18 protein-coding genes and 1 pseudogene are annotated in these 18,737 nt (G+C 74.2%); 9 read left to right on the top strand and 10 right to left on the bottom strand.

The features are described 5' to 3' along the window. Positions 1 to 475 (bottom strand): annotated as a pseudogene (locus ACI79Q_RS08350) (hypothetical protein); the annotation flags it as partial. Positions 476 to 1,305: 830 nt separating this feature from the next. Here ACI79Q_RS08350 and ACI79Q_RS08345 point away from each other — a divergent pair. Continuing rightward, positions 1,306 to 2,706, top strand: coding sequence for an LCP family protein (locus tag ACI79Q_RS08345; protein ID WP_456614523.1), 1,401 nt, complete (start codon positions 1,306 to 1,308; stop codon positions 2,704 to 2,706). A 56-nt stretch (positions 2,707 to 2,762) separates the two neighbouring features. Here the strand turns inward: ACI79Q_RS08345 and pstB are convergent, their stop codons facing one another. From pstB to pstS, 4 genes are all read right to left on the bottom strand, one after another. Further along, positions 2,763 to 3,542, bottom strand: coding sequence for a phosphate ABC transporter ATP-binding protein PstB (pstB, locus tag ACI79Q_RS08340; protein WP_456589194.1), 780 nt, complete (start codon positions 3,540 to 3,542; stop codon positions 2,763 to 2,765). A gap of 30 nt (positions 3,543 to 3,572) precedes the next feature. Next, positions 3,573 to 4,658 (bottom strand): phosphate ABC transporter permease PstA, encoded by a 1,086-nt coding sequence (gene pstA, locus ACI79Q_RS08335; protein ID WP_456589193.1) that lies wholly within the window; start codon positions 4,656 to 4,658, stop codon positions 3,573 to 3,575. After that, the gene (gene pstC, locus ACI79Q_RS08330; protein ID WP_456589192.1) at positions 4,658 to 5,611 is read right to left on the bottom strand and encodes a phosphate ABC transporter permease subunit PstC; all 954 of its coding nucleotides are present in this window, start codon (positions 5,609 to 5,611) and stop codon (positions 4,658 to 4,660) included. Before pstC ends, pstA begins: the two co-directional genes overlap by 1 nt. Positions 5,612 to 5,727: 116 nt before the next feature. Then, the gene (gene pstS / locus ACI79Q_RS08325; protein WP_456589191.1) at positions 5,728 to 6,843 is read right to left on the bottom strand and encodes a phosphate ABC transporter substrate-binding protein PstS; all 1,116 of its coding nucleotides are present in this window, start codon (positions 6,841 to 6,843) and stop codon (positions 5,728 to 5,730) included. A 399-nt stretch (positions 6,844 to 7,242) separates the two neighbouring features. Here pstS and ACI79Q_RS08320 point away from each other — a divergent pair, with 399 nt between their 5' ends. After that, positions 7,243 to 7,578, top strand: coding sequence for a hypothetical protein (locus tag ACI79Q_RS08320; protein ID WP_456589190.1), 336 nt, complete (start codon positions 7,243 to 7,245; stop codon positions 7,576 to 7,578). A gap of 26 nt (positions 7,579 to 7,604) precedes the next feature. Here the strand turns inward: ACI79Q_RS08320 and ACI79Q_RS08315 are convergent, their stop codons facing one another. Next, the gene (locus ACI79Q_RS08315) at positions 7,605 to 8,564 is read right to left on the bottom strand and encodes a lysophospholipid acyltransferase family protein (protein ID WP_456599618.1); all 960 of its coding nucleotides are present in this window, start codon (positions 8,562 to 8,564) and stop codon (positions 7,605 to 7,607) included. A 340-nt stretch (positions 8,565 to 8,904) separates the two neighbouring features. Next, positions 8,905 to 10,383 carry a PhoX family protein gene (locus ACI79Q_RS08310; protein ID WP_456589189.1) on the bottom strand — a complete coding sequence of 493 codons (1,479 nt, stop codon included), beginning with the start codon at positions 10,381 to 10,383 and terminating at the stop codon, positions 8,905 to 8,907. A gap of 286 nt (positions 10,384 to 10,669) precedes the next feature. Here ACI79Q_RS08310 and ACI79Q_RS08305 point away from each other — a divergent pair, with 286 nt between their 5' ends. Together ACI79Q_RS08305 and ACI79Q_RS08300 are read left to right on the top strand one after the other, a co-directional pair. Beyond that, a complete protein-coding gene (locus tag ACI79Q_RS08305) occupies positions 10,670 to 11,317 on the top strand; it encodes a flavodoxin domain-containing protein (protein WP_456589188.1) in 648 nt (215 codons plus the stop codon). A gap of 35 nt (positions 11,318 to 11,352) precedes the next feature. After that, on the top strand, positions 11,353 to 11,664 hold the full coding sequence (locus ACI79Q_RS08300) for a twin-arginine translocase TatA/TatE family subunit (RefSeq protein WP_456589187.1): 312 nt from the start codon (positions 11,353 to 11,355) through the stop codon (positions 11,662 to 11,664). Between the two features lie 30 nt (positions 11,665 to 11,694). On the opposite strand, the gene mshD is transcribed toward ACI79Q_RS08300, so the two are convergent. Continuing rightward, positions 11,695 to 12,588, bottom strand: coding sequence for a mycothiol synthase (mshD, locus tag ACI79Q_RS08295; protein ID WP_456614522.1), 894 nt, complete (start codon positions 12,586 to 12,588; stop codon positions 11,695 to 11,697). A 7-nt stretch (positions 12,589 to 12,595) separates the two neighbouring features. Beyond that, complete coding sequence (locus ACI79Q_RS08290; RefSeq protein WP_456589185.1) at positions 12,596 to 13,351, bottom strand: winged helix-turn-helix transcriptional regulator; 756 nt, start codon at positions 13,349 to 13,351, stop codon at positions 12,596 to 12,598. A gap of 250 nt (positions 13,352 to 13,601) precedes the next feature. Here ACI79Q_RS08290 and ACI79Q_RS08285 point away from each other — a divergent pair, with 250 nt between their 5' ends. From ACI79Q_RS08285 to ACI79Q_RS08265, 5 genes are all read left to right on the top strand, one after another. Beyond that, on the top strand, positions 13,602 to 14,426 hold the full coding sequence (locus ACI79Q_RS08285) for a hypothetical protein (RefSeq protein WP_456589184.1): 825 nt from the start codon (positions 13,602 to 13,604) through the stop codon (positions 14,424 to 14,426). Then, positions 14,423 to 15,112, top strand: a complete 690-nt coding sequence (locus ACI79Q_RS08280; RefSeq protein WP_456614521.1) for an LmeA family phospholipid-binding protein — start codon at positions 14,423 to 14,425, stop codon at positions 15,110 to 15,112. The genes ACI79Q_RS08285 and ACI79Q_RS08280 overlap by 4 nt, the downstream gene beginning before the upstream one ends. A 54-nt stretch (positions 15,113 to 15,166) precedes the next feature. Beyond that, on the top strand, positions 15,167 to 15,493 hold the full coding sequence (locus ACI79Q_RS08275) for a thioredoxin family protein (protein ID WP_456589182.1): 327 nt from the start codon (positions 15,167 to 15,169) through the stop codon (positions 15,491 to 15,493). Between the two features lie 236 nt (positions 15,494 to 15,729). Further along, a complete protein-coding gene (locus ACI79Q_RS08270; RefSeq protein WP_456589181.1) occupies positions 15,730 to 16,557 on the top strand; it encodes a sulfurtransferase in 828 nt (275 codons plus the stop codon). Positions 16,558 to 16,563: 6 nt separating this feature from the next. Next, positions 16,564 to 16,857, top strand: coding sequence for a DUF1416 domain-containing protein (locus ACI79Q_RS08265; RefSeq protein ID WP_456589180.1), 294 nt, complete (start codon positions 16,564 to 16,566; stop codon positions 16,855 to 16,857). Between the two features lie 79 nt (positions 16,858 to 16,936). Here ACI79Q_RS08265 and ACI79Q_RS08260 read toward each other — a convergent pair whose 3' ends face one another. After that, positions 16,937 to 18,694, bottom strand: coding sequence for a SpoIIE family protein phosphatase (locus ACI79Q_RS08260; protein WP_456589179.1), 1,758 nt, complete (start codon positions 18,692 to 18,694; stop codon positions 16,937 to 16,939). Positions 18,695 to 18,737: the final 43 nt, after the last annotated feature.

Genomic DNA, 18,737 nt, shown 5'->3' with positions numbered 1-18,737 from the left:
CTTTGGTGCGGGTGTGGCCCATGGCCTCGATGGCGTCGTCGGCTTTGGTGCGGGTGTGGCCCATGGCCTCGATGGCGTCGTCGGCTTTGGTGCGGGTGTGGCCCATGGCCTCGATGGCGTCGTCGGCTTTGGTGCGGGTGTGGCCCATGGCCTCGATGGCGTCGTCGGCCTTGGTACGGGTGTCGCCGATGGCGGTGATGGCCTCGTCCGCGGCGATCCGGGTCCGGCCGACGGCGACGATGGCCTCGTCCGCGGCCAACCGGGTGTCGTCCAGACCGGTGATCGCCACGTCCGCCCGGTCGAGCAGCGTCTCGACGCGGGCAACCATCCCGGACGCCTGGTCCAGCAGCTGCTCCACGCGGCCGAGGACGCCGGCTGCCCGCGGCACCAGAGCGAGGGCGTCCGCCACGCCCTCGCGCAGACCGCCCACCGCGGCGAGGACGTCGGACGGGCCGGGAACGGAGGGCAGGCGCACCGTGTGGACGGTACGCAGTGCGCCGGTGGCCCACCATTCGGTTGCGCCCCTCGCCCCGATCGGGCCGCACGTCGGCGCAGCGGCGCCCGCGCGTCGGCGTGGCGATCGCAGATCCGCCCGTATCGTGGGACGACAGGCAGGGACATGCGGACGACGAAAAGGTGTCGACACCTGTGGGTGATCAGCCGAGGTGGGGCGACGCGGATGGCCGCGACGTCCCCGGTCGCACCCGCCGGAGGCGCGCCCCGGCCGACGGCGTCGCGGAGCCGGTGACCGTCGAGCAGCTCCTCGCCCGGCAGGGCAACGCCGTCGGTGGTCGACGGGCCGCTCGGCGGGGCTCTGCCCAGCCGTCGTCCTCCCGCGGTGACACCGCTGCCCCCGATGGCCGGCGGGAGGCGGCAGATCCGGCCCGAGGCGGCGACCAGCCGCGGCCGGCCGAGCGCGGTCCGCTCTCCGGGCCCGGCGCCGGCATCCCTCCGGCCGGCCCAGCGGACGCCCCCGCCGTCCGGTCCGGGCTCCCGCCGGTCCCCGGCGCCGCCCGGCCCGGCCGCGTCGCGGGGTCGCAGCCCGGCCTCCCGCCGGTCCCCGGCGCCGAGCCGGGGGTGCCACCGGCGGCCGGTGCGCAGCCAGGACTTCCCCCGGTCCCGTCCGCGCCGGACCGGTCGTCGGCGGCCGGGACACCGACGGCCTGGGCGCCCGAAGAGCGGCCCTCCCGGCGCAGTGGACCCATCCCCCCGCTCCCCGGGCTGGCTCCGCCGCCGCGCCCGTCGGGCGCCACCCGCCGGCGGGCCGCTGACCGCCCTCCGCGCAGCCCGCGTCGCCGCCGCCTGATGCGTGCGGGAACGGCGCTGGCCGCGGTGGTGGGCGTGGTCGTCCTCTACCACCTGGCGCTGTACTTCTACGTCGACCAGAGCATCGACCGGGTCGACGCGCTCGCGGTCGACGGCCCCGAGGTCCTCGCCCCGGGTCTGCAGGACGCCGCCGAGACCTATCTGGTCGTCGGTACGGGCGTCCCCGGGCAGACGGGCGCGGCGTCGGTGGCCACCCTGGTCGTCTCGGTCTCGGCCGAGGGTGACCGCGCAGCGCTGGTCAGCGTGCCCCCCACGGCGCTCGTGGACACCCCGGTCTGCCGTACGCCCGACGGCACGCTGCGCGACCCGGTCACCGAGGCGTTCGCCAGCTCGCTGCTCCAGGGCGGGCCCGCGTGCACGGTGCGGGCGGTCCAGCAGCTGTCCGGCCTCCGGATCGACCACTACCTCGGCGTGGACCTCGCCGGCCTCCCCGGGATGGTCGACGCCCTGGGCGGTGTCCCCGTCTGCGTCATTCCCTCGACGACCACCGCTGCCGCGGCCACCCCGCCCCCGGCCGGGCCGTCCGAGCTGTCCGGCGCCGCGGCGTCGGGTTTCCTGGAGCCGGGGGACAGCGGGGTCGACGTCACCGGTGCGGCCGTCGCCGAACGCGCCCAGCGGCTGCTCACCTCCACCCTCCGGGCCGCGATGTCCGCGGACACGGTGCTCGACCCGGTCACCCTCAGCCGCTTCCTCTCCCGGGCCGCGGATGCGCTGACGGTCGACGAGCAGACGACGCTGGGGGATCTGCGCGTCCTCGCTGCCACGCTCGGCGACCTCTCCGGTGACGCGGTCCAGCGCGCCGCGCTGCCGGTCGCCCAGGTCGGCTACGTGCCGGCCGGCACCGATGAGGCCTACGTGGTCCTCGAACGGCAGGGCACGCGCGCGCTCTTCGACGCGGTCATCGACGGCGCCCAGGTGCCGGCGGAGCTGCTGGCCACCCCGGAGGCGGCCGCGCCCGAACCGGCGCCGGAGCAGGCCCCCGAGCCGGCGGCGCCCGAGGCGCTCACCGCGGCCCCCGGTGAGATCACCGTGGACGTGCTCAACGGCACGGCCACCACCGGGCTGGCCGCCACGGTCGCCGACGCGCTCCGGGGGCAGGGCTTCGCCGTGGGCGCGGTGGGCAACGAGCCGGGCACCGTGAACGAGAGCGTCGTCCGGTACGGGCCGGGTGCGCTGGAGCAGGCCCGCACCGTGGCCGCCGCGGTCCCCGGCGCCGTCATCGAGCCCAGCGACGCGATCGTCGACACGGTCCAACTGGTCATCGGACCGGGCTACTCCACGGTCGTGCCCGTCGAGGTCGGTGCCCGGGAGCCGGTCCAGGCCGCGCCGGACACGGCGGCGGCCGCCCCCGAGCCGGAGGCGGCCGCCGTCACCTGCTGAAGGACCCCGTTCTCCTCACCCCTCGCAGGCTCGGGGCGAGCCTTGGAACGGGGCCCTCAGCCGAAGCGTCCGGAGATGTAGTCCTCGGTCGCCTTCTCGTCAGGGTTGCTGAAGATCTTCTCGGTCGGGTTGAACTCGATCAGCCGGCCGGGCTGCCCGACCCCGTTGAGGTTGAAGAAGCCGGTCTGCTCGCTGACCCGGGCCGCCTGCTGCATGTTGTGGGTCACGATGACGATCGTGAACCGCTCCTTGAGCTCGGTCATCAGGTCCTCGATGGCCAGCGTCGAGATCGGGTCCAGAGCCGAACACGGCTCGTCCATGAGCAGCACGTCGGGCTCGACGGCGATGGCGCGGGCGATGCAGAGCCGCTGCTGCTGACCACCGGAGAGGCCCGAGCCGGGCCGGTCGAGGCGGTCCTTCACCTCTTCCCACAGGTTGGCTCCGCGCAGCGAGCGCTCGACGAGCTCGTCGGTCTCCGACTTCTTCATCTTCTTCGCGTTCAGGCGCATGCCGGCAGCGACGTTGTCGTAGATGGACATCGTCGGGAACGGGTTCGGCCGCTGGAACACCATGCCGATCTGCCGGCGGACCGTCACGGGGTCGGAGTCGGAGCCGTAGAGGTCCTGGCCGTCCATGACGACCTTGCCCTCGACGCGCGCACCGGGGATGACCTCGTGCATGCGGTTGAGCGCACGCAGGAACGTCGACTTGCCGCAGCCCGACGGCCCGATGAGCGCCGTGATGCTGCGCGGCTCGATGGAGACGTTCACGCCCTGCACGGCGAGGAACTTGCCGTAGTAGATGTCGAGATCCGACACCTCGATGCGCTTGGCCACGGGGGTGGTCCCTTCCTGGGTGGATGAAGCTCAGCGACTGGTCTTGGGGGCGAAGAAGCGGCTGATCAGGCGAGCGACCACGTTGAGGCCCATGACCAGCATGACGAGGACCAGGGCTGCCGTCCAGGCCCGGGCGATCGCGTGCTCGGGGGGCACACCCGGCTGGGTCAGCTGGTAGTAGGCGTAGACCGGCAGCGTGGCCATGCGGCCGTCGAACGGATCGAAGTTGGTGGCGTTGGTGATGCCGACGGTCACCAGGAGCGGAGCGGTCTCGCCGATCACGCGGGCGATGGCCAGCGTGATGCCGGTCCCGAGGCCGGCGATCGCCGTGGGGATGACGACCTTGAGGATCGTGCGCCACTTCGGCACGCCGAGGGCGTAGGCGGCCTCGCGCAGCTCGTTGGGCACCAGCTTCAGGACCTCCTCGGCCGACCGCACCACGACGGGGATCATCAGGACCGAGAGGGCCACGGCACCCATGATGCCGAGCCGGATCCCCGGGCCGAAGAAGATCACGAAGAGGGCGTAGGCGAAGAGGCCGGCGACGATCGACGGGATGCCGGTCATGACGTCGACGAAGAAGGTGATGGATCGCTTGAGCCGGCCGGAGCCGTACTCGACCAGGTAGATGGCGGTCATCAGGCCGATGGGCACCGAGATGAGCGTGGTCAGCGCGGTGATGATCAGCGTGCCCATGATCGCGTGGTAGGCGCCACCGCCCTCGCCGATGATGCCCTGGAGCGACGCGCCGAAGAACTCGCCGTCGAACCGCTCCGCGCCGCGGCGGATCACCTCGTAGGCGAGCGACACCAGGGGCACCATGGCGATCCCGAACGCCGTCACCACCAGGCACGTGACCAGCCGGTCGACGGCCCGCCGGGGGCCTTCGACGACGCGCGACGTCGCGTAGACGGCGATGGTGCCCAGGACGACGGTGAAGATGACCAGCAGGACGATGTTCGGGCTGGTCAGGAACCCGATGAGGGCCGCCAGCGCCAGGGCCGCGGCGAAGCAGGCCCACGGCGCCCACTGGGGGAGCCTGCCTTCCCCGCGCCGCTCGGGGGGCGTGCCCGGGGCGCTGACGCCCGTGCTGCGCTGCTGCATCGACGTGCTCATCAGTTGGCTCCGGAGAAGTCGGCCCGGCGGTTGACGATCCAGCGGGCGAGCATGTTGACCAGGAGCGTGATCACGAACAGCACCAGGCCGCTGGCGATCAGCGTGTTGACACCGAGCCCGGTCTGCTCCGGGAACTGCAGCGCGATGTTCGCCGCGATGGTCTGCGGGTTGGCGCTGGAGATCAGGGCGAAGGTGATGCCGGCGGCCGAGCCGGAGAGGATGATGGCGACCGCCATGGTCTCGCCCAGTGCGCGTCCCAGGCCGAGCATGGCGCCACCGATGACGCCGCTCTTGCCGTAGGGGATGACCGCCATCTTGATCATCTCCCACCGGGTGGCCCCCAGGGCGAGCGCGGCCTCCGTGTGCAACGTGGGCACCTGGGTGAAGACCTCGCGGGAGATGGCGCTGACGATCGGCAGGATCATGACCGCCAGCACCAGGCCGATGGTGAGCATCGTCCGGCCTGTGGCCGAGACCGGGCCGGCGAACAGCGGGATGAAGCCGAGGTTCTCCTCGAGCCAGCGGTAGAAGGGGACCAGCCGCGGCGCCAGCCAGAAGATGCCCCAGAACCCGTAGACGATGCTCGGGATGGCGGCGAGGAGGTCGACGACGTAGCCGAGGACCTGGGCCAGCCGGCGCGGCGCGTAGTGGGTGATGAACAGCGCGATGCCCACCGCCAGCGGCGTGGCCACCAGCAGGGCGATCGCGGCGGACAGCAGCGTGCCGAAGATCAGCGGCCAGACGTAGGAGATCAGCCCGCCCTCGCCCGGGAGCTCCTCCGCCGGCGCGGTCAGCGCGGGGAGGGCCTCGGCGAGGAGGAAGACGGTCACCCCGGCGAGGATGACGAGGATCAGGATCCCGGCGCCCTTGGCGCTGCCGGCGAAGATCCGGTCGCCCGGCCGTCGTACGGCCCGGGGAGCCGTCGGTTCCTGCGGGGGACTGCTGACTGTCACCGCTGCTCCGTCTGCTGCGCGTCGATGGGGTGCCCGTCGGGTGTGCCCGCCGGCGGCGGGCGGAGTGACGGCCCGGAGCGTCTCAGACGCTCCGGGCCGTCACTGATGGTGCCGGATCAGCCGGCGGCGGTGATCGCGTCGATCGCGGACTGGTTCTGCTCGCGCAGGGAGTCCGAGATCGGCGCCGACCCGGCGGCCTCGGCCGCGGCCTGCTGGCCCTCCTCGCTGATCACGTAGCCCATGAAGTCCTTGACCAGGTCAGCGGTCTCCTGGTCCTCGTACTCGATGCAGCCGACGTGGTAGCTGACCAGCACAATCGGGTAGTTGCCCGACTCGGTGGTGTCGCGCGCCAGCTCGATGGCGAAGTCGTACTCGCCGCGGCCCTCCAGCGTCTCGGAGTTCTCGACGACCGCGGCCGCGGCCTCGGCGGACGGCGCGACGAACTCGTCGCCCACCCCGACGTTGGCCACGCCCAGGTCGCCGGCCTGGCTCAGGTCGGCGTAGCCGATGGCGCCGTTGCCGGCGCCGACCGCGCTCACCACGCCCGACGTGCCCTGGGCAGCCTCGCCGCCGGACACCGGCCAGACGCCGTCGGGCTCGTGCGGCCACGCGTCGCCCGCCGCGGCGGCCAGGTACTCGGTGAAGTTCTCCGTGGTGCCGGAGTCGTCCGCGCGGTTGACCGGGGTGATCGGGAGGTCCGGCAGCGTCGCGTCGGGGTTGTCGGCGGCGATCGCCGGGTCGTTCCAGTTGGTGATCTGCTGGTTGAAGATGCCGGCGAGCGTCTCGGGGGAGAGGTTCAGCTCGTCGACGCCCTCGAGGTTGTAGACCACGGCGATCGGCGCGATGTAGTTGACCAGCTCGAACACCCCGGAGGTCCCGCAGCGCTCCTCGGCCTCGGCGAGCTCCTCCTCGTCCAGCGCGGCGTCCGAGCCGGCGAAGTCCGTACCGCCGGCGAGGAACTGCTCGCGGCCACCGCCCGAGCCGACCGGGTCGTAGTTGACGGTCACGTCCGGCTGGACGCTGTTGTACCCCGCGGTCCACCCCTGCATGGCCGCCTGCTGGCTGCTGGCGCCGGCGCCGACGAGCGTGCCGCTCAGCTCGCCGCCGCTGCCGGCGTCGCTACCCCCACCGGCGTTGCTCGACTCGTTGGACGCGCCGCAGGCGGCGAGCGCGAGGGTGCTGGCGAGCGCCACGGAGAGCGTGGTGGCGCGCGTCTTGGTGCTGAGCTTCAACTCAGGGCCTCTCAGGTTCGCCCGGACGTCTTCCGGGCAGCGTGGGACCGACGCGACCGAAGCTAGGGACCTCAGGTGGCGCGCTTACCGAGGGCAGGTGAACGCAGGGTGAACGACCGCAGAGGACTGAGATGATCATGGGTGGCCGGCGTCACGTCGGCCAGGGACGATGGTCCCTCAGGCGCTGCCTGCCGGGCAAGACCGGGTGCGGCTCGGGGCGAGTCCTGCCGGGTCGGTGTCACCAGGCGTCGCGGAGGTCGCCGTCAGGGGGGCGGTCGGCGCCCGGAGACGCCTCGCAGACTCCAGCCGGCTGACACGTCCGCGCCACCCCGGGGTCACGTCGACCGCCGACGGTGGGCCCGTGAGGAGCCATTCCGGCCGCGTCGAGATCCGCGGGGCGTGACCACGATGGTCGCCGTCCTGCTGCTGCTGGCGGCCGCGGTGCTGGCGGTCGCCGCGGGCGCGTCGATGGTCCACCAGGCGGGGGAGCCGCCGGTGGAGTCCGGCGACCCCGAACGCGAGTGCGGTCGCGCGGTGCGGGTCCTCGTCCTGGCGGCATCGGCCGTCGCCGCGGGGACCGCAGGGGCCGCCCTGGTGAGCACGGGCGAGGTGTCCGCCGGCGGCCTGGGACCGTTCGCCTTCCCCGCGGCCCTGGTGCTGACCCCGCTCGTCGCAGGGGTCTGCCGCGGCCGGCGGGGCGGTCGCGGTCGCCGGGGCGCCGGCGTCGGGCTGTAGCGCGGCGGTGTCCCGTCGGCGTCGCCTCAAGCGGCCGGCGGGATGTGCCGGCGCGGGACGGGGATCCCGGGCCGGCCGAGGGTGGAGCTCGACCGGGCGGGGCCGGGTGTGCTGCCGTCCGGCGATGGCAGGGGCCGGCCGGCACCACCGATCGCGTGCGCCGCGAGGGCCCTCCGGTCGTGCGTGGTCGCCTCCAGCGCGGGCAGCAGGTGCACTTCGACCACGAGGTCCCGCGTGGCGAGGACCCGTCGGATGCTGCTCCCCAGCGAGCCACCGACGCAGACGTGCCGGCCGGTGGGCCCCGCGGTGGCGGTGCGGTACCGGATCGACACGGGGCACACCGCCGCGCCGGCGTCCACGGCGGCCTGGAAGAAGACCGGGCGGAAGCCCAGGACCGGTCCGCTGCAGCTCGGTGCTCCCTCCGGGCGCACCGTGACGGATTCGCCGCGACGGAGTCGTGCAGCGACCTCCGCAGCCGCTGCCGCGACCGACTGCGGTCGCTCGGGCTCCACGACCACCACGCCGAGGCGCCGTGCCAGCCGGCCCACGAGCGCCCGGTCCCGCTCGCCGGCCTCGACCACCGGTGTCGCCCGCACGGCGACGAGCAGAGCGAGCCCGTCGAGCCAGGAGGCGTGGTTGCTCACGACGAGGTGGCCGGTCCGCGGGCGCGGCCAGGGCCGCGGCGGGTTCACGACCTCGACGCGGACCCCCAGCGCGGTGAGGATGCCGGCGGCGCTGCAGACGGCGGCCCGCCGCCGGCCGTTCCCGCCGGCGCCTGCCCGCAGCGGGACGCGGATCGCCGCGGCCAGCAGCGCCCCGACCAGGCGACACGACCGGCGCCGGCGGGTCGCCGCGTCGGCGCGAGGGCCGTCAGCCCACCCGCAGTGATCCGCCGGCGTCTGCAGCGGGCTCCGCTCCAGCGGCGACGTCACCGAGCGCTCCGGCCGAGCGGGCGCCTCGACGTCGACGGGCTCGTGCGGGGGCACCCGCAAGGCCAGGAGGGGAGGTGCCGGGCGCGGACTCCCCGGACGCCGGCGTCCACGGGGATCGACGCGCATCCGCGCCGGCGGGTCCGGGAGCGGCCGGGAGCGTCGGGCCGGCCGGCGTGGTCTGGGGCAAGGGGCACGACGACACGGTCGCGGGTCCGGGTGGATGTGCGGTGTCCGCGAGGCAGAGCCGGCGCGACGGCGGATCGAAGAGTCACGGGCGGGGCGATGGACGACCCGGGACACGCGACTGCGCCCCGGCATCCGGGGAGATGCCGGGGCGCAGCCGGTGGACCGAGGCGTCAGCGTGCGTGCCGGAGCCCCGCGCAGGTACCGGGCGTCAGATCGCGCCCTTCTCCCAGGGGCCGCGGATGGCGAAGCTGACACCCGGGGTCTGGATGTTGACGAAGAGGACGTCGCCGTCCGGGCTGAAGCAGGCCCCGGCGAACTCGTTGTTCATGTCGTCCTCCGTGCCCTCGATGCTGTTGCGCGCGAAGTCGAAGATCTCGCCCCGCTCGTTGAGGGCGCGGACGTACTGCTCACCGCCGCCGTCCTCGCACAGGACCAGCCCGCCGCGGGGGCTGACGGTCAGGTTGTCCGGCGCGTCGAGCACCTCCGGGGACGGCGACTCGAAGAGCAGGATCAGCTGGCCGCCGGAGCGACCGCGCGGCCGGAACTCCCACACCTGGCCGGCGCCGACGTCACCGCCGCTGGTGGCGTTGAAGAAGATGCTGCCCCCGTCGTACCAGCAGCCCTCGAGACGGGCGAAGGCGGCGCCACCCTTGGCGAAGCCCTGGTTGAAGACCGACTCCGTGGTGATGTCGGCCGGGTCCGGGTCGTCGATGGTGACCCACTCGACCTGCATCGGCTGGCCCACGCGGTCGCTGTGGCCCTCGTACGTCTTCAGCTGGGGCTGACCCTTGACGGCGAGCATCTGGAGGGTGCCGCCCTCGGCCAGGTAGCCCGGCTTGTTGGGGAGGAAGCGGTAGAACCCGGAGGTGTTGCCGCTGTCCTCGGTCTCGTAGACGGTCCCGTTGGCCGGGTCGACGGCCACCGCCTCGTGCGCGAACCGGCCCATCTCCGGGAAGGGGCCGCGGCTCCGCTTCCGGTCGGGAGCGTTGGCCGGGACCTCGAAGATGTAGCCGTGGTTCTTCGTGAACCCGTTCTGGGTCCCGTTGACCGTCTCCTCGCAGCTCAGCCAGGAGCCCCAGGGCGTCGGGCCGCCGGCGCAGTTGACCGACGTGCCGTTGAGGCTGATGAAGCTGTCGACCAGCGTCAGCGAACGCGTGTCGAACGTCAGGGTCGTGGTCCCACCGGCGGCCATCGGGTCGTACGCCGACGCCGGGTCACCGATCAGGTCGCGGTCGTAGTCGCGGCCGGTGTAGTCCCCCGGCTCCTGCCCCGCGTCGATCGGCGAGTAGCCCTGCTCGTGGTTGCGGACCAGCTTGATGATGCCCCGGTAGCTCTGGGGCTCGGTGAACGTCGCCATGCCGTCGTGACGGCCGGGGGTGGGGTACCCGTCGGAGCCGACCGCGGCCGGCAGGCCGAGGGCGGCGGCGTACTCGGCGGCGTGGCCGAACGAGGCGTACTCGAAGCCGGCCGGCAGGTTCAGCAGGGTCCGCCCGGTGGTCCGGTCCTTCGTGGGCTGCAGCGGGCCGTAGCCGCCGTTGTCGGGGGCCTTCAGCTGCTGGCCGCGAGCGCCGGGGGCGGCGAGCGCGCCGTGCGCCCCCAGGAGCTGGGTGCCGCTGGCCAGCATCGTGCCGGCGGTGACCGCTGCGCCGCGCTGCAGGAACTTGCGTCGATCGAACGAGATGGTCATGAACCGTGTCTCCTCGGAGTGGGTCCGCGGGGCCGGTGCAACCCCAGGGCCTGTCGGACGCTAGGCACGCCATGAGGCGCTCGGACGGCCCGCGGGCGAACCCTCGGACAACGGTCGGGGCGTCGAGTTCACCCGGCGGCGAGCCGGCCGACCGCGCGTTCTCCTGCGGCGCCGGCCTCCGCGCGCGCGGGACTCGGGAGCCCTCTGCACCGGCTCTCCCGGGGTCGGCGGCTGTTCCCCCGGAGTTCACGCCGACGCCGTCCCGTGCCGCATAGCGTCCACGGTCATGACCCACCTGCTGGCGACGAGCCCCGGCGCGACCCCCACGCCCGTCCGGGCCTGTCCTCCCGGAACCGGGGATCTCCTCACCTCGCTGACCGCCCGGACCGGCGGCAGCGGTGGTCCCCGCGTGCTGGTGGCCTTCGCCAGCCGGCACGGGTCGACCAGGGAGATCGCCGCCGAGCTGGCCCGGGGGTTGTCCGCATCGCCTGCGGGACGCAGCGGTCGGTTGTCCGCGACCCTGGCCCCGGTGGAGCTGCTGCCCGACCCGGCCGACTTCGACGCCGTCGTGCTCGGCAGCGCCGTCTACTCGGGCCGCTGGCTGGAGCCGGCCCGGCGCTACGTCGAGGCCGTCGCCCCGGAGCTGCTCCGCCGCCCGACGTGGCTGTTCTCCAGCGGACTGGGCGCCAGCCACCCGGGGTGCTCCGACGGTGGCGACGGGGACGCGCGCTCCTTCGGTGACCGCATCGGGGCCCGCGGTCACCGCCTGTTCAGCGGCCGGCTGGAGCGGCGGCTGCTCTCGGCCGCCGAACGGAGCGTCTGGCCGACCGGCGGCGCGGGAGGCGATCTCCGGAACTGGGGAGCCGTCCGGAGCTGGGCGGGGGAGATCGCCACCGAGGCCGCCGTCGGGCACGCAGTCCCCGCCCTGGGCTGAGTCCTGTCCGCTGATCGATCCTGAGGGGAGCGCCGGTGTTCAGCTCCATCGGGTGGGGCGAGATCGTCGTCCTCGGCCTGGCCGCGCTGTTCATCTTCGGCCCGGAGCGGCTGCCGGACCTGGCGAAGGACGCCGCCGGCGGCCTGAAGCGGGTGCGGGGTGCGGTGACCGGTGTGCGCGGACAGCTGCACGACACCCTCGGCGGGGACTTCGAACACCTCCGCGACGTCGACCTCCGCCGCTACCACCCGAAGACCTTCCTCCGGGACCACCTCCTCGGGGAGGACGACGACCAGTCGGCGTACCGCGGTGACCCGGCCCGTCGGGGTTCCGCCACGTCGTCCTGAGCGCTCCCGCCCCGTAGCCGCCGAACGGCCTCAGGAGCGCTGCGACTCCCGGTGCCACGCGACGTCGACGGCGAACCGGCGGAACCCCCGCCCCTCGTACAAGCGCACCGCCGCCGCGTTGTCCTCCTCGACGTACAGCAGCACCTCCTCGAGGCCCTGCCGGCGCAGGTGTGCCAGACCCAGATCGGTGAGTGCCCGACCGAGCCTCAGCCCCTGGGCCGCCGGGTCGACGCCGAGCACGTAGATCTCCCCGACCGGCTCGGGACCGGCGTCCCCGGCCGGGTGCACCTTGGTCCAGTGGAAGCCGAGCAGCTCGCCGGCTCCCGGATCCCCCCGCCAGGCCATCAGGAAGCCCTCCGGGTCGAACCACGGCTCGGCCTCGCGCAGCTCGAGGTCCGCGCGCGTCATCCGGCCCTGCTCCGGGTGCCAGGCGAAGGCGCGGGCGTTCACCCCCAGCCACGCCTCCTCGTCGCGGCCGGGGACGAACGGCACCACCCGGACGTCGGCGGGCAGCTCGGGTCGCGGCTCGGGGTCGATGCCGGCCAGGTCCCGCCGCATCTGCAGCAGGACCCGTGCCCGCCGGAACCCGTGCGGAGTGAGCAGCTCGGCGGATCCGGGCAGGTCGCCGTGCGCCCAGACGTTCAGCGGCCGGTCGCCGGCGACGTCCAGGAGGCGGCGCAGCAGCGCGGTGCCGTGGCCACGCCGTCTCCGCTCGGGGTGCACCACCAGCTCGGCGGTGTCGCCGTCGAGGCGGGCGTAGCCGGCCAGGGCGCCGTCCTCGTCGTGGACGGTGAGGTCGTGCCCACCGGGGGACCCGTGGCGGAGCCGCAGCTCGCCCTCCTCGGAGACGGGGCGGACCCCGTCCGCGGCGCCGGCGGCGCGGAGCAGGGCGAGGACGCCGGCGACGTCGGGATCGTCGATCACCGGGCCATCAGACCAGTTCGGCGCCGGCCCTGTCCTCGGCGGTCGCGGCGCGGCCCTCCGCGGCGGCCCGGGCGGTGGCGTCGGCCACCTGCTGGTCCAGCTTGTAGCCGACGTTGCGCACGGTGCCGATCAGCGCCTCGTGCTCGGTGCCGAGCTTGGCCCGCAGCCGGCGCACGTGGACGTCGACGGTGCGGGTGCCGCCGAAGTAGTCGTAACCCCAGATCTCCTGGAGCAGCTGCGCGCGGGAGAAGACCCGCCCCGGGTGCTGCGCCAGGTACTTCAGCAGCTCGAACTCCTTGTAGGTGAGGTCGAGCGGGCGGCCACGCAGCTTCGCCGAGTAGCTGTGCTCGTCGATCACCAGCTCACCGGCCTGGGTGACCCCGCCGTCGGCGCCGTCGGCCGGGGTGGTCGCGGCCAGCCGCCGGGCGGTCGCCCACTTCAGCCGGGCGTCGACCTCCGCCGGGCCGGCGGTGTCCAGGAGGACGTCGTCGACGCCCCAGTCCGCGGACAGGGCGACCAACCCGCCCTCGGAGAGCACCGCGACCAGCGCCGAGGCCACCCCGGTGGAGGACAGCAGCCCGCACAGGGTGCGCGCCTGGATGAGGTCGTACCGGGCGTCGACCAGGACCACGTCGCCGGAGTCGCCGTCGAGGAGGCTGGAGAGCTCGGGCGCCACGACGCGGACCTGGTGGCCGAGCAGCCCCAGGGCGGGCAGCACCTCGGTCGTGGCCTGACGTGCGGCGGTCATGAGCACGAGTCGCATGTCGTCTCCTCCGGGGTCCGGGGCCGGCGGGCGCCGACCGGACCTGCGACAACGCTGTCGAGGTGAGCCAGCAGGATAGCGGACGTGCCTGCCGGACAGCCCCAGCTGCCGCGGAGGCGGCCGGTCGAGGTGCCGCCCGCAGGCCCACCGCCACCGCACGGGTGGTCCCGGGGCCCGGACACGCCGGGAGCGGAGCGAGCGCTCCGCTCGTCGGGCGGATCGGGCGCCGGGCTTCTGAGACGATCGGCGCGTGAGCCCCACCGCGGTCCCGTCGACGACACCGGCCCGACCGCACCACCTGTCGGCCGCGGGGCTCGCCGTCGTCGCGGCGGGCCTGCTCGCCGGCCTCCCGGCGGCGGTCGGCGAGGTGGGTGCGCTCGCCGCCGTGCTCGTGCTGCAGCTGGCGCTGGTCCTCTCCTGGGTGCTCGCCACCGGGATGCAGGGCTTCGCGGCCTCGCTCGCCGTCGGCACGGCCGCCGCCGTGGCGGCGGACCTCGCGCTGGCGCTGCCCGAGGACCCGGGTCCGGGCGGTCTGCTGGCCGTGCTCGGCATCGGCTTCCTCGCCGCCGTCCTGCAGCAGATGCTGCGCTCGCCACGGCACGACCTGGTCGACTCGCTGGCCGGGTCGGCCGTGCTGATCACCGCCGTCGGCGCACTCGCGGTGCTCCTCCCGCTGGGCCGGGCCGACGACGGCCGCCTGGCCACGACCGCCCTGGTGGCCGGGGTCGCGCTCCTGGTCGGCCACCTGGTCGACCAGGTGCTGCCGCGGCCGCAGCTCGCCCCCGGCGTCCCCCGTGGGCTGCTCGGCATCGTCCTCGCGGTGCTCGCGGGCGCGGGCACGGCCTGGGCCGTCCGCGACCTGGCCGAACTGGGTGCGCTGCGCGCACCGGCCGTCGGTGCCGTCGTCGCCGGGGTGGTGGCGCTGGTGGCCGTGGCCGGCAGCTACCTCGCCGTCGAGACGACCAGCGAGGGCCAGGCGGAGGCGCTCTCCCCGTGGGCACCGACCGTGGTGCAGGTCGTGCTGCCCTTCGCCGCCTGCGCCCCGGTGGCCCTGGCCCTGCTGACCGTCCTGTGAAGGTCGTCGCCGTCCTCCTGGTCCTGCTCCTCGGCGTCGGCGTCCTGCTCGACCGGGTCGCGGTGGGCTTCGCCGAGGACCGGGTCGCCGAGCAGCTGGCGAGCCAGGACGAGCTGGCCGGCCGCCCGGAGGTCGACGTCCGCGGGTTCCCGTTCCTCACCCAGGCCGTCGGCGGGCGCTACGAGGAGGTCCACGTCTCGCTGACCGCGGAAGACCTGGGCCAGCCCGAGGGCACCCGCGCCGACGTCACCCTCCGCGGTGTGCACCTGCCCCTGTCCGAGCTGCGGTCGGGGACGCTGCAGGAGGTGCCCGTCGAGCGCATCGACGGGACGGCGACGCTCTCCTACGAGCTGCTCGCCCGGGAGCTCGGCGGGGACACCACGCTGGAGCGCGAGGGCGAGGGGCTCCGGATCACCCGGACGGTCGAGCTGCTCGGCCGCACGCTGCCGCTCACCGCAGCCGGCACCGTCTCGGTCGACGGGGACGAGCTCGTCGTCGACGTCGACCGCGTCGCCGGTGCCGGCGTCGAGGTGCCCCGTTCCCTCGTCGGCCGGGTCACCGAGCTGCTCGACCTCCGGTACCCCGTGGAGCTGCCCTACGGGCTCCGGCTCACGGACGTGACCCCCGCGGAGGACGGCGTCGAGGTGCGCGCGGTGGCCGAGGACACGGTTCTCCGGCCGGAATAGCGCCCTGGTGGCCCCGGTTCGTGCCAGCCGGTGCCCGGAGCGGAGGTGGATGCGGTGGACACGACTGCGGTGTTCGGACGGCTCGGCGTGCGACCGGCCGAGGCGGACCTGACCGTGGTGCAGTTCTCCACCGCGTTCTGCGGGCCGTGCCGGGCGACCAGGGCCCGGCTGGCCCGGCTGGAGGCGACCCGACCCGGCCTCGTCACGGTGCACGTCGACGCGGAGAGCCACCTGGACGAGGTGCGTGAGCTCGGCGTCCGGCGGACGCCCACGCTCTTCTACCTCGACCGGGCCGGAGCGCTCGTGGGGCGCAGCACCGGCGCACCCCGGCCGGAGGAACTCCTCGCACTGGTGGACGCCCACGTGGGCGGGGCGCGGTGATCGGCTACCCTCGCGCCGTGGGCATCCTGCTGACCTCGCGCCGCACAGTCGACCTGTGCCGCGTCGGCAGCTGCCTGTGTCCCGCCCTCTGAGGGCGGCACCGCGCCGTCCAGACGCGCTCTCCGCGCCGTCGGGATGCCCCTCTCTCCCGTGAGTTCCGCGGTCCGAGCGATCAGCGTCGTCCCTGCAGCACCAGACCGACCGACCGCACACCGATCATCCGGAGGACCACCACCATGAGCCGCAACGACGTGCTCGTCACCGTCGACTGGGTCCAGGAGCACCTGGGCCAGCCCGGCATCGTCCTCGTCGAGGTCGACGAGGACACCAGCGCCTACGACGGCGGCCACATCGAGGGCGCCGTCAAGCTGGACTGGAAGAAGGACCTGCAGGACCCGCTGCGCCGCGACTTCCTGGACAAGAGCGCCTTCGAGGAGCTCATGTCGGCCCGGGGGATCGGCAACGACGACACCGTCGTGCTCTACGGCGGCAACAACAACTGGTTCGCCGCCTACGCCTACTGGTACTTCAAGATCTACGGCCACTCCGACGTGAAGCTGATGGACGGCGGCCGGAAGAAGTGGGAGCTGGACGGGCGCCCGCTGTCCAAGGACGCTCCGCAGCGCCCGGCCACGCAGTACCGGGCGAGCGAGCCGGACCTCTCGATCCGCGCGTTCCGCGACGAGGTCGTGGCCTCCATCGGCAGCAAGAACATCGTCGACGTCCGCTCGCCCGACGAGTTCTCCGGCAAGATCCTCGCGCCCGCGCACCTGCCGCAGGAGCAGTCGCAGAAGGCCGGCCACGTGCCCACGGCGATCAACATCCCGTGGAGCAAGGCCGCCAACGAGGACGGCACCTTCAAGTCCGACGAGGAGCTGGCCAAGCTCTACGCCGAGCAGGGCTTCGACGACAGCCGGGAGACGATCGCCTACTGCCGCATCGGCGAGCGCTCGAGCCACACCTGGTTCGTCCTGCGGGAGCTGCTCGGCAAGAAGAACGTCAAGAACTACGACGGCAGCTGGGTGGAGTACGGCTCCCTCGTCGGCGTCCCGATCGAGAAGTGAGCTGACATGTGCGGAGCGCCGAAGCAGGGCGGTTCCCTCGACGGGATCGACCTGAGCACGCAGACGGTCATCCAGGGTTCGGTGTGGCACGACGGCGCCCCGGTGGCCGGGGCATACGTCCGGCTGCTGGACTCGACCGACGAGTTCACCGCCGAGGTGGTCACCAGCCCCGAGGGTGAGTTCCGGTTCTTCGCCGCCCCCGGGCCGTGGAAGCTGCGCGCCCTGGCCGCGGTCGGCAAGGGAGAGCGCGAGCTCGCCGCCGAGGTGGGGCTGAACGAGACCACGGTCCCGATCGCCTGACGCGGTGGTGTCCGACGGCCCGTCTCCCTCCGGGGGACGGGCCGTCGGTGTTCCCGGGGCGCCGCACCCGGGGCCGCCCTCAGGCGAGACCCGGCGGCACCCGGCGCGGACCGGCCTCGGCCGGCCGGGGCCGGTCCTCGGGGAAGGCGCGGACGGCCACGATGGCGACGTCGTCGGCCCCGGCGTCGGGCACCAGCCGGGTGAGGACGGTGTCCAGCAGCTCTTCCAAGTGGGTGCGGCCGAGGTCGCGCAGCGCCTCGCGCAGCCGCTCCAGGCCCTCGTCCAGGTCGATGTCGCGGCGCTCGACGAGCCCGTCGGTGACCAGCAGCAGGGTGCACCCGTCGAGCAGGTCGGCGGTCTGGTCGCCGCGGGGCGCACCGGGGTCGATCCCGAGCATCAGCTCCGGGGTGCTGGTGAGCAGCGTGGTGGTGCCGTCGGGGGCCAGCAGGATCGGCGGCAGGTGCCCGGCGTTGCTCCAGCGCAGCAGCCGCCGGCCGGCGACGGGCTCCTCGGGATGCCGCTCGATGCGCGCCAGCACGGCGGTGGCCAGCGAGGAGACCGCCAGCCCCCGCGCCGCGTGCTCGACCCGGGTGAGGGTCGCCGCCGGGCCGTCCTCCTCGGCGTAGGCCAGCGCCCGCAGCAGGCCGCGGAGCTGACCCATGGCCGCGGCCGCGTTGCTGTCGTGGCCGACGACGTCGCCGATCACCAGCATGGTGGCCCCGTCGGGCTGGAGGAACGCGTCGTACCAGTCGCCGCCCACCTGCGCCTCGTGCGCCGCGGGGCGGTAGCGCACGGCGATCTGCAGGTGGTCGGGCTCCGGCGGCGGGGTGAGCAGGGACTGCTGCAGCCGGTCGGACAGGGCGCGGTCCGCGGCGGCCCGGGCGGCCAGGGCCTCCAGCTCCGCGGCCTGGCGCTGGGCGGCCAGCCGGTCGGTGAGGTCGCGGAAGGAGACCACCACGCCGGTGAGCTCGTCGTCCTCCACGGTGGGCACGACGACCATCTCGACCGGGATCGGGGTGCCGTCGCTGCGCCAGAACGTCTCCTGGTCGGCGACGACGGTGCGGCCGGTGCGCAGGGCCCGCCAGACCGGGCACTCCTCGCGCGGGTAGGGCGAGCCGTCCGGGCGCGTGCCGTGGATGAGGGCGTGCTGGTCCTTGCCGAGCTGCTCGCCGGGCGGGTAGCCGGTGAGCCGGGCCGCGGCGGGGTTGAGGAACTCGACCCGGCCGTCGACGTCGAGGCCGTAGATGCCGTCGGCGACGTTGGCCAGCACCCGCTCGGTGATCGCGAGCGCCCGGGTGAGCTTGGCCTCGGTCTCCTGCAGCACCTCGAGGTCCCGGGCGCGCGCGGTGGCGACCTGGCGCAGCGTGGTCGCCTCGGCACCGGCCGCGCGCGCCTCGGCGGTGAGGCGTTCGTTCTCCAGCCGCTCGGTGACGTCCAGGCCGGTGACCAGCAGGTACTCGTCCTGCGTGCCCTCGCTCACCAGTTGCAGGGTCAGGTCGGCGACCCGCCGCGTCCCGTCGGCCAGGAAGAAGCCGGTGGCCGCACGCACCGGCTCGCCACCGGTGGCCACCTGCTGGCACCAGGCGGTGACCCGGGCGCGGGCCTCGGGGTCGCCGGCCCACCAGCCGACGTCCCACAGCAGCCGGCCCAGCTGGTCGCGGCGGTCGAAGCCGCAGTCCTCCAGCGCCAGCCGGTTGGCGGTGAGCAGCGTGCCCCCCGTGTCGCAGACCGCGGCGAGCAGCAGCGAGGAGTCCTGCAGCACCGAGAACCACGACGGCGTCCCGGGCAGCGACTCCTCGCCCGTGATCTGCGCCGCGCTGCGGCCGGCCTGGGCCATCCCGATGTCCGCTCCTCCCACTGTCTCCCGCGTGCGCGGGGCC

This window comes from Blastococcus sp. SYSU DS0828 (assembly GCF_054050975.1).
This window is presented reverse-complemented; position numbering and strand designations above follow the sequence as displayed.

Coding starts and splice junctions, on each gene's coding strand:
- ACI79Q_RS08265 (WP_456589180.1), top strand. CDS start 16,564: ATGTGCGGAGCGCCGAAGCAGGGCGGTTCCCTCGACGGGATCGACCTG.
- ACI79Q_RS08290 (WP_456589185.1), bottom strand. CDS start 13,351: ATGCGACTCGTGCTCATGACCGCCGCACGTCAGGCCACGACCGAGGTG.
- ACI79Q_RS08305 (WP_456589188.1), top strand. CDS start 10,670: ATGACCCACCTGCTGGCGACGAGCCCCGGCGCGACCCCCACGCCCGTC.
- ACI79Q_RS08345 (WP_456614523.1), top strand. CDS start 1,306: ATGCGTGCGGGAACGGCGCTGGCCGCGGTGGTGGGCGTGGTCGTCCTC.
- ACI79Q_RS08270 (WP_456589181.1), top strand. CDS start 15,730: ATGAGCCGCAACGACGTGCTCGTCACCGTCGACTGGGTCCAGGAGCAC.
- ACI79Q_RS08310 (WP_456589189.1), bottom strand. CDS start 10,383: ATGACCATCTCGTTCGATCGACGCAAGTTCCTGCAGCGCGGCGCAGCG.
- ACI79Q_RS08260 (WP_456589179.1), bottom strand. CDS start 18,694: ATGGCCCAGGCCGGCCGCAGCGCGGCGCAGATCACGGGCGAGGAGTCG.
- pstA (WP_456589193.1), bottom strand. CDS start 4,658: ATGAGCACGTCGATGCAGCAGCGCAGCACGGGCGTCAGCGCCCCGGGC.